The organism is Camelimonas fluminis (genome assembly GCF_014656355.1).
Lineage (GTDB): Bacteria > Pseudomonadota > Alphaproteobacteria > Rhizobiales > Beijerinckiaceae > Camelimonas > Camelimonas fluminis.
In genome coordinates this window covers 25,438-41,739 of sequence record NZ_BNCG01000022.1, presented here as the reverse complement: position 1 = coordinate 41,739, position 16,302 = coordinate 25,438, and the positions used below count along the sequence as shown (strand labels likewise).

13 protein-coding genes are annotated in these 16,302 nt (G+C 64.9%); 1 reads left to right on the top strand and 12 read right to left on the bottom strand.

Annotated elements, in window-relative coordinates; genetic code table 11:
• Positions 1-254: 254 nt before the first annotated feature.
• Positions 255-2,951 carry a winged helix-turn-helix domain-containing protein gene (locus IE243_RS17650; protein ID WP_210319894.1) on the bottom strand — a complete coding sequence of 899 codons (2,697 nt, stop codon included), beginning with the start codon at positions 2,949-2,951 and terminating at the stop codon, positions 255-257.
• Positions 2,952-3,261: 310 nt separating this feature from the next.
• On the opposite strand from IE243_RS17650, the gene IE243_RS17645 reads away from it, so the two are divergent.
• Positions 3,262-3,939, top strand: coding sequence for a DUF1045 domain-containing protein (locus IE243_RS17645; RefSeq protein ID WP_244643248.1), 678 nt, complete (start codon positions 3,262-3,264; stop codon positions 3,937-3,939).
• A 101-nt stretch (positions 3,940-4,040) separates the two neighbouring features.
• On the opposite strand, the gene IE243_RS17640 is transcribed toward IE243_RS17645, so the two are convergent.
• The 11 genes from IE243_RS17640 to IE243_RS17590 form a co-directional block, all read right to left on the bottom strand.
• Positions 4,041-5,693 (bottom strand): saccharopine dehydrogenase family protein, encoded by a 1,653-nt coding sequence (locus tag IE243_RS17640; protein ID WP_191320701.1) that lies wholly within the window; start codon positions 5,691-5,693, stop codon positions 4,041-4,043.
• Entirely contained in the window at positions 5,690-6,139 is a 450-nt protein-coding gene (locus tag IE243_RS17635) for a thiol-disulfide oxidoreductase DCC family protein (protein ID WP_191320700.1), read from the bottom strand. Before IE243_RS17635 ends, IE243_RS17640 begins: the two co-directional genes overlap by 4 nt.
• A 115-nt stretch (positions 6,140-6,254) precedes the next feature.
• Positions 6,255-7,811: a TerC family protein gene (locus IE243_RS17630; protein WP_191320699.1), complete on the bottom strand. Its 1,557-nt coding sequence runs from the start codon at positions 7,809-7,811 to the stop codon at positions 6,255-6,257.
• A 655-nt stretch (positions 7,812-8,466) separates the two neighbouring features.
• Positions 8,467-9,294, bottom strand: a complete 828-nt coding sequence (locus tag IE243_RS17625; RefSeq protein WP_191320698.1) for a DNA adenine methylase — start codon at positions 9,292-9,294, stop codon at positions 8,467-8,469.
• Between the two features lie 143 nt (positions 9,295-9,437).
• A complete protein-coding gene (locus IE243_RS17620) occupies positions 9,438-10,568 on the bottom strand; it encodes a phage late control D family protein (protein WP_191320697.1) in 1,131 nt (376 codons plus the stop codon).
• Complete coding sequence (locus IE243_RS17615) at positions 10,568-10,789, bottom strand: tail protein X (RefSeq protein ID WP_191320696.1); 222 nt, start codon at positions 10,787-10,789, stop codon at positions 10,568-10,570. Before IE243_RS17615 ends, IE243_RS17620 begins: the two co-directional genes overlap by 1 nt.
• Positions 10,789-11,208, bottom strand: a complete 420-nt coding sequence (locus IE243_RS17610; protein ID WP_191320695.1) for a phage tail protein — start codon at positions 11,206-11,208, stop codon at positions 10,789-10,791. Before IE243_RS17610 ends, IE243_RS17615 begins: the two co-directional genes overlap by 1 nt.
• The gene (locus IE243_RS17605; RefSeq protein WP_244643250.1) at positions 11,208-13,856 is read right to left on the bottom strand and encodes a phage tail tape measure protein; all 2,649 of its coding nucleotides are present in this window, start codon (positions 13,854-13,856) and stop codon (positions 11,208-11,210) included. The genes IE243_RS17610 and IE243_RS17605 overlap by 1 nt, the downstream gene beginning before the upstream one ends.
• Before the next feature lie 151 nt (positions 13,857-14,007).
• A complete protein-coding gene (locus IE243_RS17600) occupies positions 14,008-14,454 on the bottom strand; it encodes a phage tail assembly protein (RefSeq protein WP_191320693.1) in 447 nt (148 codons plus the stop codon).
• A complete protein-coding gene (locus tag IE243_RS17595; RefSeq protein ID WP_191320692.1) occupies positions 14,451-14,996 on the bottom strand; it encodes a phage major tail tube protein in 546 nt (181 codons plus the stop codon). The genes IE243_RS17600 and IE243_RS17595 overlap by 4 nt, the downstream gene beginning before the upstream one ends.
• An 11-nt stretch (positions 14,997-15,007) precedes the next feature.
• On the bottom strand, positions 15,008-16,225 hold the full coding sequence (locus tag IE243_RS17590; protein ID WP_191320691.1) for a phage tail sheath family protein: 1,218 nt from the start codon (positions 16,223-16,225) through the stop codon (positions 15,008-15,010).
• Positions 16,226-16,302: the final 77 nt, after the last annotated feature.

The following is a 16,302-nucleotide window of genomic DNA, read 5'->3' as shown; positions in this document are numbered from 1 at the left end:
CAGAAATCTCGCGAAGGGGGAACCTCTTATGATTCTAGACGTTCGAAAACCGCTCTAAAACAATTTCCATGATCCGGGGTCTGCCCCGGCGTCCGGCGATGCGGATCTGACGAAGGCTTCTTCCATCCCGCTATGAGGCAGCGGCCGCCAGCAACCGTTGGCGCTGGCAACGCTGGCGACTCCACGGAACGGAGAAGATCTGCCAGGCGACCTGTTCGACGCGTCGAAACGCGCTGCGGATACCCGGCCCGATATTACCTTATGATATGCAATCGTCGTCCAATCGCGACGGCCTCCGTACGGCTCCTGGCATTGAATTTACTATTGACGTTGCGCAGATGCGTCCGGACGGTGCTATCCGAAATAATCAGTTTCTTTGAGATCGCCGAATTCGAATGACCGTCGGCCACGAGCTGCAAGACCTTTATTTCCTTCTGGGTCAGGGCCTCCATCGGCCGGGCGGCGCCCACCGCCGGCGCGACCGCCGCGGGACCGAAAGCCCGCATCAGGCGCTGGACATACGACGCCAGGGCAGCGTCACTGCTTCTTGCCGGCATTTCTTCAATGGAAGCGTAAAACAGCCCCACGAGTTGCGCCAGCTTTTGGCCCTCGTCGAGCAGCAGGCGGATGAAGCCCTCGCGGCTGGCGTGATGGAGGACGCCCGCGAGCGTCTCCATTGCGGCAGGCAGGTCGCCGCTCCGCTGCAGGGCAAGACTTTTCAACACCCGCAGCCGGATCGCGCGCAGTATCCGGCACTGGTCAATCGCAGCGTCAATCTCCCGTTCCAGCGCTGGCAGCGCGCCTGCGGCGTCGCCGAAATGGATCTCCCACCGAAGCCGCGCCAGCGCCAGATACTCGACTTCCTGGGCCGGCAAATGCTGGCGGCCAATGCGCTCCCACACCGGCAGGGCGGCGGCGCGCTCCAGCTCGCCCAGCGCGGCCCGGGCGTCATCCTGCAACAGATGCAGGCGGCTGCGCTCGAGCTTGGCGCCGGCGACGAAACGGGCGTTCTGGCGGCGATGCCCGATATTCTCAAGGCTGGCCACAATGTCGAACGCGCGCGGCGCGTCATTCTGGATGAACGCGATCCGCGCGGCGAGGGTATGCCCGATAATGGTGTGATCTGGTAACGCGAGCGTGGAGATGATGGGCAGATAATCGCCCAGCAGCTGGTCTGCGCCTTCGACGTCGTTCACCTCATAAAGAGCCGCGGCGTACAGCGCGCCCGCCCAGACATTGCCGTTGGCATAGCGGCGGGGGGCATCGTCCGTCGCATGCGGCGCGCTGCGAAACCTGATCATCGCCTCCTGCAGCCGGCCCCGTTGCAGACAGAGCATGCCCTCAAGCGCTTCCGCGAACATGTGATTGAAAATGCCGGAGCCCTGAAGTCGGCGGGCCTCATCCAGCAAGCGTTGCGCCTCCTGGTCCTCGCCATGGAACATCATGACATTCGCCATGACGTTACAGAGGATGGTGTCGGCGAACCGGTCGCCGGTCGGCATCCGCGCGAGACCCTCCAGCCCCGCCGCGCGGGCCTCGTCAAGGCGATCCTGCATCGCCAGAATTGTCGGATTCAGGGCATTGAGATGCGCCGTAACGCTGGCGGCGCCGGAAGCCTGACGCCCCGATCGCGCCAGCTCGTCCGCCGCATCCCAGGGGCCGCGCGTGAACAGCGTGGCCCAGATGGACATGACCTCCAGCTCCGGGTTCTCACGGAGCATGGATGGGGGAATGGCCCGGAACCAGCGAGCCAGCAGACGCATCCGGCCATCTTCAAGCAACCGGCGCGCATTCGGCCGCAGAAGCGACATGGCGAGCGCATAGTCACCGCCCTCGATCGCATGACCAATGGCGGGGACGGGCCGCTGGCGACTCTCATACCAGCGCGCGGCCGCCAGATGCAGTCCCGCGATGGTCTCAATCTTTTCGAGCACGAGACGGGACTGCAGATAGTCAGCAAACAGCGTGTGATACCGCCACGTCTGCCCATGACCCGCGGCCGGCAGAAGGAACAGCCCCTGTTTATCCAGGACGCCCAACATGGCCTGCGCATCGATATCCGGCAGGAGCGCCTGGCAGATCGAGGCGTCGAGCTGTTTGAGGATGCTGGTGTGAAGCAGGAAACGACGCACGTCCTCCGGCTGGCTCGCCAGCACCTCCTCCGTAAGGTAGTCGGCGATCGCCCAGGCCGATCCGGAAAACCGTTCGACGAAATCTCCCCCATCGCCCTGCCGTTCGATGGAGATCGCCGCCAGACACAGGGCGACGATCCAGCCCTCCGTTTTCTCATGCAGGCGACGGACGGAATCCTGCGACAGCCCTGGCAGGCAGCGCAGGCGAAAATACTGTTCCGTCTCCTCACGGGTGAAGCGGATGTCGTCGGCGTCCAGCTCAAGCAACATTCCGAGCCCGCGCAACCTGGCCAGCCCGAGACGTGGGGCGGTGCGCGCGCCGATGATGATGCGGCCGCCGCGCGGCAGGCGCTCGATGACCGAACGCAGCAGGGCCAGAATGGATTCCTCGTCGATCAGATCCATGTTGTCGAGGAAAATGGCGAACGGCACGCTGGAGCGGAGCAGCCATTCCAGCACCCGCGCCGAAAACGGCTCCCGCTCTCCAGCCGCGCTCAACTGGCGCACCGCCAGCTCCATGGACGCGACAAATTGCCCTGGTTGATTGTCCGATCGCTCCAGCGTAATCCACGCGGTGTTTACGCCCTGCGCGGCCAATGCTGCGCGGCATTGCAGCATGGCGGTGGTCTTGCCAAAGCCCACCGGCGCCTGAAGCACGACAAGGCGTGCGTCGGTCGCGGCGCAGACCCGATCGCAGATCCGCTTGCGAACCACCTGTGTGGCTGCAAGTGCTGGCGGCGTCATCTTCGCGGCTTGCGTAGCCGAGATGGGCCTCCCTGCAATTGCCTCCAGTTCCAGCTGTCGATTGACTAACGTCACGAAAGCCGTGCTCCTCCCGTCCGAAGCCCCCTTGCGGCTGGTCGTTTGCGCCAGCCTTCCGTGAAACGATACTCCAATAGCCAGCCGGTGCAATGGGCCGTGGATGTCCGCTGCAACAGCGCTGTGTATGGCGCGCGCGGTCACGCCCGCGTCATGTTGCTGCGTCACGTGGAATTGCCAGGCGCTCCCCCAGCTTGCGCGTTGTGAACACGCCGGCCGATGCGGCGCCTGTTCGTCGAACCGTGGATAGCCATTCCGCCGGGAACGGCGGCGCTCCGCGACCACGCCCGCCGCCATACGGATACAGCCCTTGCGCTACGCCATCTACTTCACTCCCGCGCCGCAAAGCCCCCTGCATCAGCGCGGCGGCGCGCTACTCGGTTACGACTGCTATTCCGGGGTCCGGACGCCGCCCGCAGGTCCCGCCGACATTCCCGCGCCCGAACTGGCCGCCAGCGTCCAGGAGGCGTGGAAATATGGCTTTCACGCCACCATCAAGCCGCCGTTCAACCTGCGGGAAGGAACGGACGCAAGCCAATTGCAGGAGAGGCTCGCCGACTGGGCGGCAAACACGGCGCCGCTCAGCATCGGGACCATGCGCGTCGCCGGTCCAGGCAATTTCGTCGCCCTGGAGCCAGAGACGCCGTCGCTGGCGTTGCAAATGTTCGCAGCTGAAACGGTCGCGTGGTTCGACGACTTCAGGGCGCCGCTGACGCCCACCGACCTTGCCCGACGGCCGCCGGAGCGCCTGACGCCACGCCAGCGCGTCCTTCAGCAGCGCTGGGGCTACCCTTATGTGTTCGAGGCGTTCCGCTTCCATATGACTCTCAGCGACGCCCTGACCCGCGACCGGCTGGCGGCGTGGCGGGCGGCCTTGGGCGCCTGGTTCGGGCCACTCGATCTGACCATCGACGCCCTGACCCTGCTGGCCCAAGATGAGCGCGGCGGCCCGTTCCGCGTCGTTTCACGCCATCGACTCGCCGGCTGACCAGGCTATGCCGCGACGAGAATGAGACCCCGGCGCCCTGGCGAGAACTCCGCTCACCCGGCAACGGATTTTCACTCTGTCCATCTGAACCGCCAGTCCTTTCAGGCCGCCGATGCGCCAGCGCTGCCTGACGGGCTGGCGTCGCCAGACGGCGCTGGCTCCAGCCAGCCGCGATAACGCACGATCAGCCGGCCGGTCAGGGGCGCGAACAGGGCTACGTCAAAACAGAAATGGCCATCCTGGACATATTCCCGCGCCTTTGATCGCGGCAACAGCCAGCGCGGCATCGGCAAGAGGCCCATGCGGGCCCCGCGCACGGGAAAATGCAGCGCGCCGTCGCTGACATGCAGTCCGAGCAGGAAGGTGAACGGGCCGAAACGTTCGGTCATGACCGGATGGACTCCGGCGTCGCCGGAGGGCGTCACGGCGAGATGCGAGCGGAAGCGGCGCCTGCCGAACGTCCGCACCCAGGTTTCACCGCGCCCGACCGCCAGTTTGGTCACAGTCACCGGCGTATCGGCGTTCGCGGGGGGAAGGCGAAACGCCGCGGCGATCAGGCGCGACCACAGGGTTCCGCCGCGAGTCACCTGCGCCCGACCTTGCCAGCGGCTGCAATCGACCGTGTCGTGGGTCCGGCGGATTTCATCGGGCAGATGATCGAAATCCGCGATGGCTCCCCGCGCGAAGAGCGGCCGGCGCGGCGTCGCGCTCCGTTCGGTCCGCACCGCCAGGTCGGCCATCGCCGCCTCGATCTCGTCCAGCCCGAGCACCCCCACGGCGGCCTGCGCGCCCACCGGCAAGGTCTGGCGGCGCAGCAGCGCCCGCACCGGAACCGCCGGGATGAACGGCCCCTCGCCCTCCCCGGCCAGCAGCGCCCAGACCCGCCGCTCGCCGCCGGCGATAACGGCGACCAACATGCCGCCGCTATCCGTCCCCTGTGACGCCAGCATATCGGCGACGCGGCGGAAGACACGAGTCAGGCCTGGAGAAACCGGCAGGCGCAGTCCCCGCTGCATCCAGGCGAAAGCCGCCAGGCCGTTGTTCAGGAGGCCAAGCTCCATGCCGGCGCGGAAACTGACAGAATCCGCGCCTGACCACTGCGGAAAAAGGCGCGTGTCCGGAACTTCGATGCGCCAGGCGCGGCGGCGCAGGCCGCCCGGCAGTTCATAAACGGCGGGGTCCGACCAGCCACGGACCTGCATCCATTGCCTGCCGCGCCAGACCATCATGGGGCGCCCGGCCTGGGCCAGAATGGACTGCATGACCGACAGCCCGCGCGGCGCGCGGTTTCCCGGCAGGATCGCCGTATCGATCATTCGCGCCGGGTCCGCGCCCGCCAGCGCCCGCGCCGCCGCTGAGGATATGGCCGGGACCGACGACAGGCCCGACAACACGCAGACCCCGGCGGCGCGGGCGGCGCCGTCAAGCGCGCCGACGCCGGCGCAGAACGCAGCGTTATCGGACAGATCGAGATAGTGCGCGCCAGCAGCAATGGCGGCGCGCGCGACGCGCCAGGCGTCGTCGCCAGCAGTGTGAAAGGGACCGGCGGCGTCGACCACAACATCAAACCCGGCAATGGCGGAAAGGTCGCCCGTGCGGTCAATTTGCAGAGCGCTGCAATTGATGTCGCGCCCCAGCCGCTCCGCCGCCCGCAGATCCCGCCCGGCGACCGTCACCTGATGGCCATCGCGCGTCAGCAGCCGCGCCAGGCGCTCCCCGAAGACGCCGTAGCCCCCCAGCACCAGTACATTCATCGCAATAGCCGGCGCTGCAGCGACGGATCAGGAATGGCGCACAGGTCGCCGCGGCCGAACCAGGCGTAACGGTTGCGGGCAAGGCGCTGATACAGCCAGCCGCGCGCCGGCGCCGGCAGCAGGCCAAAGACCCAGGCCAGACGCGCCCAGCCGCCGAAGCGGCGGCCAGCGTAGATCACCGCGTCCAGATCACGATGGGCGACGCCGCCGTCGATGAACAGCCAGGTGGAGGGATCGCGCGCGTCGAGGCCGTAGTGGGCCAGCAACGCGCCGCCGAGCGTCGACTGAACCGCGCATATGCGGGTCTCGCCGCTTCGGTCGAGGCGGTTGATCATCCGGGCGCCCCAGCTGCAGAGAGCGCAACTGGCGTCCATCACGGCAAGCGGCCGGGAAGCGTCGAACTCCGGCACGGCTGGATCATCGAGAAACGAAAAAGGCGCGCGCATGAGCTTCTCCTGAACCGCTCCCGCAGCTTTCCCGAGAAATTGCGTATGCGCAAAGATAGAGCGCCCTGTTGATCCGTTTCAAACAGAAATGGATCAACAGGGCTCCCTGAACGCCTCAGATATCCCAGTCGCTCACCGGCACGATCCGCACGCGACCGATGGAACGCTTGTCGAGGTTCAGAACCTCCATGCGCAGGCCGTCCACTTCCAGGCTTTCGCCCGCCGCCGGCAGGTAGCCGAGCCGGGTCAGGATATAGCCGCCGAGGGTGGAGTAACGGTTGGACTCGTCCACCAGGTCACGCTCCAGGGCGCCGCTGAGCTGACGGATATCGATGAAGCCGTCGACGATCCACGAGCCGTCGTCCTGACGGTCGAGCACCGCGGCCTCCTCGTCCATGTCCGGGAATTCGCCGGCGATGGCCTCCAGCACGTCGGTGGGGGTGGCGATGCCTTCCAGCGAGCCGTATTCGTCCACCACCATCACCATCTGCACCGGCGAGCGGCGCATCTGCTCCATGACCTTCAGCACGTCAGTGGTTTCCGGCACCACGACTGGCTGGCGGACCACGCGAGCCCAGTCGACCGGCTTGCCGTCGACCAGCAGATTGAGCAGTTCACGGGTGATGGCCACGCCCACGAAGTCGTCAACGCCGCCCCGCGCCAGCACGACGCGGCTGTGGGTCAACCGGCGGATATCGGCGAGAAGCTGCTCGTCGCCACGGTTCAGATCCAGCCATTCCACTTCATTGCCCGGGGTCATGATGGAGCTGACCGGACGCTCGCCGAGGTCGAGCACGCCGCGGATCATCTCCTTCTCTTCCTGACGGAACAGATTGCTGCGGGCGGCCTGGCCGGCAATCACCTCGATGGTTTCGCCGAGCGGCTGCTCGCCGACGCGGCCGCCCAGCATGCGCAGCACAGCTTCCGAGGTGCGCTCGCGCAGATCGCCCGTGGAAATCAGCTTCTCGCGGTTGTGCCGCCCAAGCTGGTTCGCGGCTTCGATCAGCACCGAGAAGCCGATGGCGGCGTAGAGATAGCCCTTGGGGATATGATAGCCGAAGCCCTCCACCACGAGGCTGAAACCGATCATCAGCAGGAAGCCGAGGCACAGGATCACCACCGTGGGGTGTTTGGCGACGAACGTCATCAACGGGCCGGACGCCGCGATCATCACCGCCATGGCGATACACACGGCGACGATCATCACCCACAATTCGTTGACCATGCCGACGGCGGTGATGACGCTGTCGAGCGAGAACACCGCGTCGAGCACGACGATCTGGACGATGACCTGCCAGAAAACCGCGTGCACGACCTTGTTGGCGCCTGCCTTTTGTTCGCCCTCCAGCCGCTCGTGCAACTCCATCGTGCCCTTGGCAATCAGGAAGACGCCGCCAACGATGAGGATCAGGTCGCGGCCGGAGAAGGAGTACGCCCCCACGGAAAATAGCGGCGTTGTCAGCCTGACGATCCAGGAGATCGAAAACAGCAGGCCAATGCGCATGAGCAGAGCAAGCGACAGGCCCAGCAGCCTGGCCCGGCTCCGCTGCTCCGGCGGCAGCTTGTCGGCCAGGATGGCGATGAACACCAGATTGTCGATGCCGAGAACGACTTCAAGAACAACGAGGGTTGCGAGGCCGACCCAGATATGCGGATCTGCAAGAAACTCCATGACCCTACCCTGATTAAAGGACTGTCAGGGATAGCGGACGCGGCTCTCCCCGTGGCGCTTGCAGCAGAACAGGTTGCCCCGGCGTGCTGGCCGGCAGCTTCCAGCCGGACGGAGCGTCAGGCTCCGGCGGCGGCGCGATCTCGCATGATCTGTCTGGCCCGACGCCGCTTCCCCAGCCCGGGGGCCATACCGGTCGCCCGCACAGCGCGCCGGCGGAATGACTGGCGCCGTGAAGCGTCAAAGCGGCGGCGTCCAGCCGCGCTGCGTTCACATCCGGATGACCCGACACAATTCCACAACCCGGCGCGGAGACAGGCGCGCAAAAAGCCCCGGACCGAGAATCCGGGGCGCGCCTGGGCGGGACTGGAAGATGTATCGGAAAAAAAATGCTGGCTTCCTGGGCGGAGGCCAGCCCTGTTCGGTACGGGCTATCGCCTGTACTGTCGCCTTCATCTGGCATTGCGCGCGTTCATTCCCGACATTGATGGATATTGCGGCGGCAATCTATCACGCCGCGCAGGGTTGTGAAAGAATTCCACGTTGTGCATGCCTTTTTCCCAACGCCGGTTTGGCGGCGGTTCAAAACGCGCTTTGTTGCCATTTGGTTTTTCGCGCTACATGTAGCGCGAAAGATCGAATGGCAGTGCGCGAAAGATCAAATGGCAGCAGAACGGTTTTTGAAGCGTCGCTTAACGGGCGTTGAAATCAGCACCTCCTGCACCCGCTTTGAAGCCCGACCGCCGCCGGCCGTGTAGGAGAGCTCCACCGTCTCCACGGCCGCCCAGGCGAACAGCTCCCGAACCTCTGGCACGTCATTGAGCGACAGCAGGAAGCGCCCCTTGATGCCTTGGAGGGTAGCGCTCAACTGGCTGAACTGATCCCGGCCGAACAGGTCCCTGCCGTAATAGTGCTCCGTGCCCCAGTATGGCGGGTCCACATAAAACAATGTGTCCGGCCGGTCCCAGCGCGCGATGAACGCCTGCCATGGCAGGCACTCGATCCAGACGCCGGCGAGGCGCTCATGCACCGCCTCCAATAGTGGCTCCAGCCGGCGGATGTCGAACCGGGCGGGTCCATAGGGATCGATGCCGAAGGTCCGGCCCGCCACCTTGCCGCCGAACGACAGGCGCTGCAGGTACAGGAACCGGGCCGCACGCTCCAGATCGGTCAGCGTATCCGGATCCTGATCGCGCAGACGCTCCCATTCCGATCTGCTGGAGAGCTGCCAGTCCACCATGTCCATAAACGCCTTTCGATGGCGCTGCAGGATGCGGAACAGTGTGGCCACGTCGCGCGAGGCATCGTTGATGGCTTCGACCTTGGGCCGGAGGTCCCGGCGCAGAAACACGCCGCCCATACCCACGAATGGCTCGGCGTAGCGCGCATGCTCTATGCCCGCAATCCGCTCGATGACCGTCCTGGCCAGTTGCCGTTTGCCGCCGATATAGCCCGCAACAGGGCTGATGGGACGCACTGCATCCATGGAATGTTAACCCGCATCGGGTCACTTGCCCCGTGCGGCCGCAAGGCCGTCGTGGCAGGCGACGATACGTTGCCTTTCGTTGGGCGGTCCAAGATCCCCATCCAAACCGCCGGAGCCTCTGGCTCCCCTGTCACGTCACCACATCAAAACGGACCGTAGGGGCTCGACGCGCCCGACGAGCCGCTGTCTTGCTTCTGGCTGGCTCCCTTCTTTTTCGCCGGCTTCGGCTGTTTGTTTTTCTCCGACGATCCGTCCTCCCTGGCCTTGATTTCGATCTTGGTCCGGAAGCCGTTGTCGTCGAAGGTGTGCTCGACGGCTTCGGCCCGCCAGTTGCCAGCCACGCCGGTGCGGAAGCTGGAGCCCGCAGTCACATCAGCTTCGGCCTGCGCGTCCGGCCGGCCGAGCGCCAGCTCGAAATGTCCATCGCCAGTGTTTCGGGTCAGACGCCGCGCCTCGGCCAGCGCGCCCTTTTCGGCCTGTTCCCTGGTCGGGAACGGATCGCGAATCGTGAACTCTGGCCCCTCCATCCCAGTATTGGCGGAGGTCATCTGGCGCTTGCCGGTGTCCTGGTCGATGTAGGCGCCCCGCACCTTGCCGTATTGCGGCCGACCCTTCGGCTCGATCCGCCACCGGCTGCAATCGCTTTTCTCGATCTGGATCGGAGGAAGGTTCTTGCCGGACGCGGCCTTCGCTTCGCCGCGTGGGGCCATCACCAGCTTGTCGCCCATGGGCTTGACCACGGCGCCGTACTGATCGGCCAGGGTAGTCAGGAAATCGATCTCCGACGCGTCGACGCGCGCCCGGTATGGCACCTTGATATTGCGCAGCTGCTCGGAAACCCGGGCCTGCATGCCATTACGCTGGGCGATCGCGTCGACAATCTGGCCGACCGTCTTGCCATCGAAGGCCTCACGGCCTTTGCCTTTGAGCTTTCGCTTGAGATCCGCGGCCGAGGCCTGCAGCACAATGATCTCCGGCTCGTCGGCGCCACCCTGGATGGAGATGGTCTGGAGCTCATAGGAGCCCATCAACGTCAGGCCGGTCTCTTTAAACCCGCCTGAGACCTCGATCAGCGCCTTTTCTCGCGGCAGCTCTATGACATTGCCAGCATCATTGAGCGTGACGGTCAGGGAATCGGATTTTTGACCGGCCTCGTCGCGGATCTTCAGATCAATGAGGCAACCATAGAAGCCGCCTGCGACCTCCTTGCCGTCGACGGTCACCTTGAGGATGGGCGTGTAGCCACGCTGGTTAAGATCGAAAGCCCAGGCCATCAGTCCCACAGCCTCACAACCGGACGCACCTGCTGCTCGACCGCGCCCACGTCCGGAATGTCGATTTCCGTCCCCAGCGGCAGGATCAGGGGCAGGTCAGCAAGGCCGCGATTTGAATCCAGCACCATCTCGACAATGCCGGTCATATCGTCTGGCCGGCCGAGCGCCTCCCAGATCGCCAGATCGAGCGCCATGCCATCCCTCTCGATCCGAATACGCATCAAAACAGGCCTCCCGGCATGTCGTCGCCGAAGGCTCCGAGCTTGACGGAAAACCCGACCTTCCGGCCGATGCCGGTCACGTCGATAAATTCGTGCTCCGCACCCACCTCCAGAATGACCACGGTCCCGAACACGCTGGCTGCGAAGTCGCCGGCGGCGCGGCCGAGCAACTGGACTGGCTGACCAGCGGCCTGGGTGCGCTTGAGCGCCAGATAGTCGGAATGGCCACCCCATTCGTGGTCGAAATACAGGCCCTCGACCTCAAATTCATGCTCGCCCATGCCAGTGAACTGGCGAACTGGCCCTTTGCCGAAGCGGTTGGCGACCGGCCAGTTGGCCACGGTGCGCTCGCGGATCTTCTGAAGGCTGAGCGGCAGGCTGGCGAAGATGTGCGGGCCAATGGCGAGGATTGGGACCATCACTCCACTCCATCATGCAGGGCACCGCCGATCCTGAGACCGCCGCCGCCAAAGCCGGACATGCCGGACGTTGCGGCGGCCTTGAGCTTTCCGGCTGCTGCAGCGACCTGCGGGACGCCGGCCAGAAGACCGTTGGCATAGCTCGCGGCCGCCTGCTGCCCGGCGGCAGACATGTCAGCGCTGGCCAATATCGTCTTGGCGCCGTCGACAAGGCCTTGGGTGGCGGCCTGCACCTTGCCACCCGAGGCGGCGATGCTTTCGGCGATCTTGTCGCCGAGAGGCACGGTCAATTCATGCCCAATGTCCACGTCAAAGTCAGTGAGGCTGCGATTGGCCCAGCCGGCGCCGGCGCCCCGGACAGTTTTTCCTTTTGTTGTTCGCGTTGCTTCCGACTTCCTGCCACCACCACTGAGCCCGAATGCCGTCAGACCCGTCGATCCAATCGACCCGGAATTGCCATCGCCGATGGGCGCGCCTGAGAACCTTTTGTCGCTGGAGTGGATAGCGGTCAGGCTTGGAGCCAGATCCCGGCGCAGCTTGGCGTTGAGCACCTGCAACGACTGGTTATCTCCAGAGATCAGTCGCTTGTAGCCAGGCGCATTGGCTGGATCAGCGGTCTGTGCATCGGCCAGCCTCTTGCGTTCGCCAATCAGGCGATCCCGCTCTGCCCGATACGCCCTGACCTTGGGATCGACAACGGTCTCCGGTTCATCCGCTTCCATCGCGCCCAACTTGCCGCGCCTGCCGCGCAGATGCTCCAGCTGTCGCTGCCTGTCGGGATGATGGCCCGCCTTTTTGAGCACCTCCTCCATCGCTGCGATGTCCCGGTCGAGTTTGAGACGCGCCTTGTTGCGCTCCCTCAACAATACCAGGTCGACCTTGGCCGCATTGCCGCGATCCGCCTCAATCCGCTTGTCGAGCACGCCAATGTGCTTGGAGCGAATTTTCTGGCCGTGTGCGTAGGTGCTGTCCTCGATTCGCTTAGCCGCGTCTGGGTCAACCTTCATCCGAAGCTGTTCGTCGGTCAGCGGTTGCCCAGCTGCGATACGCTTGCCTGCCTCGTCGGCCTGCTTGCGCTTTTCCGCCGCCGCATCGAACTCGTCCATCGTCTTGATGACTTTGTTGATGGCGTCGTTGATCGGCGGCATCAACCAGCGGCCGAGGTGGTCGCCGACCTTTTCGGTGAGCGCGCTCAGTCGCTCCATATGGTTCTTGGTGGTCTTGAGCTCAATGTTGAGGTTGTTGCCCATCGACCCACGCCACTTCGACTCGTCGCCGAGCAGGGCAAGGTATTTCTGGATTTCCGGCATGGCCTTGACCATGCGGGACCATTCATCCCACCAGCCCTGACCGAAAATCAGCGTGGCGGCGCCGGCCTGGTCTTTCGCCTTCTGAAAGCGACCGATGAAGTCATGCAGCGTTTTCACGCCATCCTTCATCATGCCTTTCTCAATCTGCTCGCCTGTCAGGCCGAGCAGACCGAAGCCTTGCTCCATCTTGTCCGTGCCGCCGGTGCTGGCGGTGCGCAACTTGGAAACCATCGCGCTAAACCCGCGCGCGGCGATCTCCGGCTGAATGCCGGACGAGTTCATGCCGGCGAGAAAAGCCAGGGACGTGTCCATATCCAGCCCGGAAATCTCGCCAGAAGCGCCGGCGCGCTGGTACATCTCGACGAGGTCGCTTTCCTTGGAAGCACCGGCGTCGGCGACGGCGTTGACCTTGTCGCCAAACTCTTCGAGCTGGGCCATCGTCAGGTTTTGACCGGCGCGGATCTTCGCCATGGTGTTGCCGGTGTCGCCGGCGGTCATGTCCCAGGCGACCGACGCCTTGGTGTTGAGCTCGATCGCCCGCGACAGGTCGTTGTAGCCGATGCCGGCCGCGCCCAGCTCGGCCACCAGGCTGGCGACCTCGGTGCGGCTCTTGCCGAACCGGATCGCGGCGCTGTCGATCCATTTTTCGATCTGCTCATAGGAGCCGCCAGCTGGCAGGTCGACCTTGCGCTTGACGTCGGCCATGGCCGATTCGAACGAAATCGATTTTCCGACAGTGTTGCGGCCAGCCGCTTTAACGCCCTGCCAGCCCATGTACGCGCCGACGGCCGGAGCAAAGGCGCGCCCGGCCGCCATGAGCGCCGCGCCACCACCCTCAGCGGCCGAGGCGGCCGCCGTGGCCGGGCCCGACGCGCGGCCGCTGCCTCGGCCCGCCCACCGCCGGGGCGCAACCGGCACAAAACCGCCAGCAACATACGGGGGCATCTTGCCGGCCGGGCGCGCGGACGGCTTTGGCGACGCCCCGCCGCGTGGGCGGCCGCCAATCATCGCCACCGTATTGGCGGCGGGCTTTCGGGCCAGTTCCTTGTTGAGGTTTTTGGCAGCGCGGGTTGCCTGATCAAGTTGCCGGGTGGTTTTGGCAACGCCGCCGTCGCGGCCGATCTGGCGCTCGCGATGGCTGGCAATCGCCAGCTCGCGCGCCGCCTTGCGGGCGGCGGGCGTCAGCTTTTCCAGATCCTTGCGGAGCTTGTCCGGGCCTGCCCCGGCGCTGCCCTTCAAGCCTTTGGCCGCGTCCTTGACGCCCTTGAGGTCTTTCTTGGCCTTGTCCGCGCCCTTGCCGGTATTGGCAATCAGGTCGAGGATCATTTTGACGCGCATGTTGCTCACGACAGATCCTCAAGCACGATGGCGGCTTGCTCATGCCGGCGCACGATCTCGGTAATCGGCCAGCCCAGCACCACGTCGAGCGGCCGGCCGAAGGCCCGGGCAACTTCGCCGGCGAGGCGCGGAATCGCCCGCAGGCCGCGCTTTAGAGGTCGCTGGGGTCGGCGGCCGGGTCCGCGTCCCAGTCGCTCTCTGCGACGAGCAGATACGAAGGTAAAAAAGGGCGAAGCGCCGCGCCGACCTCCTCAGCGTCATCGGCCGAGAGTGCGCCGAACAATTCCGGATGGACGCCGCAGGCCAGCGCCCGGGCCCGTCTGGGCAGGGTCGCATCGTTATCGTCCGCCATGACCAGGCCGGTGATGTCGTCGCCGGTCAGGCGGCGGATCGATATCTTGTCGAGCAGCTGGCCATCAACGATGAGCGGGTGCGCCAGCGGCACAACCGTGCCCCACTGCGCCGGATCGGCCGGCTTGATGTCAGGAGCGCCGGGAAAGATGGGGCGCGGCGGCGCCGCGTCGCGGCGCACGACGCCCAGCTGGTCCGGCGCACCGGGATAGGGCCGGACCGGCATCATGTCTGGATCGCCGATCATCCATTGATCCCCAGCATCTGGTTGATGCGCGACCGCTGGCCACCAGCATCGAACCATCCACCCTGTTCGATATTGAACCTGAGGATTTCCTTGTTGCCGATCTGGAGCACGTACTTGCTCACAGAATGGATGGTGTACTCCGTACCGGTCAGGCCGGAGCCAGTATGACTGGCCATATCGGCATTGAGCCGGCCGTACATCGTGGCCACAACCTGCCGTTCCCGGTCCGCTTCGGTCTGGGCGTACTCGCTGACCAGCACGCCGAAGGCCGTGAACTTCCGCCGGATGCCGAGCGGCGTCACAAACAGGCTCATGACCTCGGGCTGTACGCCAGCAAGGGTGTACGGCACTTCGATTTCAGCCCGGTTGGTGGGCACCTTGATGGCGCCATTGCCTGCAGCTGGCGTAAAGGTCTCGCCTTCTTCGTTAAGACCAGCGACGAGCTTGATCTCCTGAAGCGACAGATGGGTGTTGAGCGCATTGCCGTCGTCACCCTCAGCATAGAGGTTGACGCCGCGCAGGGTCAGAAATTCAAGCGCCATAACTGGCTCCGTCAGGCTGCGATACGCAGGCGATCAAGGGTGGTGAGGATGCCGTTACGCACTTCCGCGTAGTAGGCGACGTTGCGGCTAGCTCCGAACTGCAGATCCTGCAGCGGAGCGGCCGGCTCGCGGTCGTAGTCGAAGCGCAGCACGCCGGAAGCCATGGAAAGGTCGCCATTCAGGCCGCCATCGAACCATGCGCGGAAGCCCAGAACAGCGCCCTTCCGCACCAGCTCATCGCCGAATTGGTCGAGGCTCTGGAGCACCGACACCGCCAGCGGCACGCTGATGTTCTTGTCGATCGCCCACATGAAGGCGTTGAGCACCGCGTCATCGATCCAGTCGTTGGTCCGGACGACGTTGACGAAGCGATCCAGCGGATCCTCGGCGCAGGTTTCATTTCCCCAGAGGATGTTGCCGGCGCGAAGCGTGGCGATGCGGATGGAGTTGAGGTAGTTGGCCTCTGTCTCCGTCTGCCCCGTCCGGTAGACGATCGGCCGTGATGGGCCGGTGATGCCGCCGATGGTGGTGTTGGACGGGCTCTGAAACGGGCCGCCAGCTGCCTGATCCTGCGCAATAAAACGCGCCGCCACATACCCGGACCCGGGCCGGACAATGGTTCCGGCCCCGCTGATGACCGTTACGCCCGGATGAAACAGGTACCCTCGCGGATCGTCGGTGAAGTCCTCGCGATACTCCTCGGCTGCCTCCTTGCTCGCCATCGGCGTGTTGAGGATCTTCATTGCCTTGTTGAGCTCGGCAATGCCGTGCAACTCAGCAGCGACAGGGTTCTTCGCGTTGGAAATTCGCTGGCTGTCATAGCCAGGCGCGATCAACAGCTTGGCCGGCTTTGTCGCTTCGCGGAACGCATGCACGCCGCTGTTGTTGGCGCCGGAGCCGACGATATTGACGATCGTCGCTTCCAGCTTTTCCTGCGGGGTTGCGCCTGCGCCCTCTTCAAACCGCACAACCTGGACTTCGGCGGTGACGCCGTTGGCGTCCAGCGGATGGAATACCTCCGCCACGTTGCCGCCAGTCCCCAGGGCTGTTCGCATCGCGGTGTCGTCAGAGAACATGGTGACGACAGTGTTGAGCGGAAACTTCGCGTCGTCGGCCGCAGGCGCGAGGATCATCGCGCCGAGGACGCTGGCGTCGCCCGTGGAAATAGGACGCGGTTGCTCGCCTACGCGGTAGACGCGTGTCCCGTGGAAATAATCACCGACCGGCATTGCTGATCCCGCTTGACTGTCTGCACTTGCCGACGACAATTGCGGGTGAGCCCAACAGATAAGCCCCTGACGCGCGT

What these genes read in the sequence shown, in the direction of transcription:
- IE243_RS17640 (WP_191320701.1), bottom strand. Translation starts at nt 5,693, where the DNA reads ATGAATGTACTGGTGCTGGGGGGCTACGGCGTCTTCGGGGAGCGCCTG.
- IE243_RS17635 (WP_191320700.1), bottom strand. Translation starts at nt 6,139, where the DNA reads ATGCGCGCGCCTTTTTCGTTTCTCGATGATCCAGCCGTGCCGGAGTTC.
- IE243_RS17630 (WP_191320699.1), bottom strand. Translation starts at nt 7,811, where the DNA reads ATGGAGTTTCTTGCAGATCCGCATATCTGGGTCGGCCTCGCAACCCTC.
- IE243_RS17625 (WP_191320698.1), bottom strand. Translation starts at nt 9,294, where the DNA reads ATGGATGCAGTGCGTCCCATCAGCCCTGTTGCGGGCTATATCGGCGGC.
- IE243_RS17620 (WP_191320697.1), bottom strand. Translation starts at nt 10,568, where the DNA reads ATGGCCTGGGCTTTCGATCTTAACCAGCGTGGCTACACGCCCATCCTC.
- IE243_RS17615 (WP_191320696.1), bottom strand. Translation starts at nt 10,789, where the DNA reads ATGCGTATTCGGATCGAGAGGGATGGCATGGCGCTCGATCTGGCGATC.
- IE243_RS17610 (WP_191320695.1), bottom strand. Translation starts at nt 11,208, where the DNA reads ATGGTCCCAATCCTCGCCATTGGCCCGCACATCTTCGCCAGCCTGCCG.
- IE243_RS17605 (WP_244643250.1), bottom strand. Translation starts at nt 13,856, where the DNA reads ATGCGCGTCAAAATGATCCTCGACCTGATTGCCAATACCGGCAAGGGC.
- IE243_RS17600 (WP_191320693.1), bottom strand. Translation starts at nt 14,454, where the DNA reads ATGATCGGCGATCCAGACATGATGCCGGTCCGGCCCTATCCCGGTGCG.
- IE243_RS17595 (WP_191320692.1), bottom strand. Translation starts at nt 14,996, where the DNA reads ATGGCGCTTGAATTTCTGACCCTGCGCGGCGTCAACCTCTATGCTGAG.
- IE243_RS17590 (WP_191320691.1), bottom strand. Translation starts at nt 16,225, where the DNA reads ATGCCGGTCGGTGATTATTTCCACGGGACACGCGTCTACCGCGTAGGC.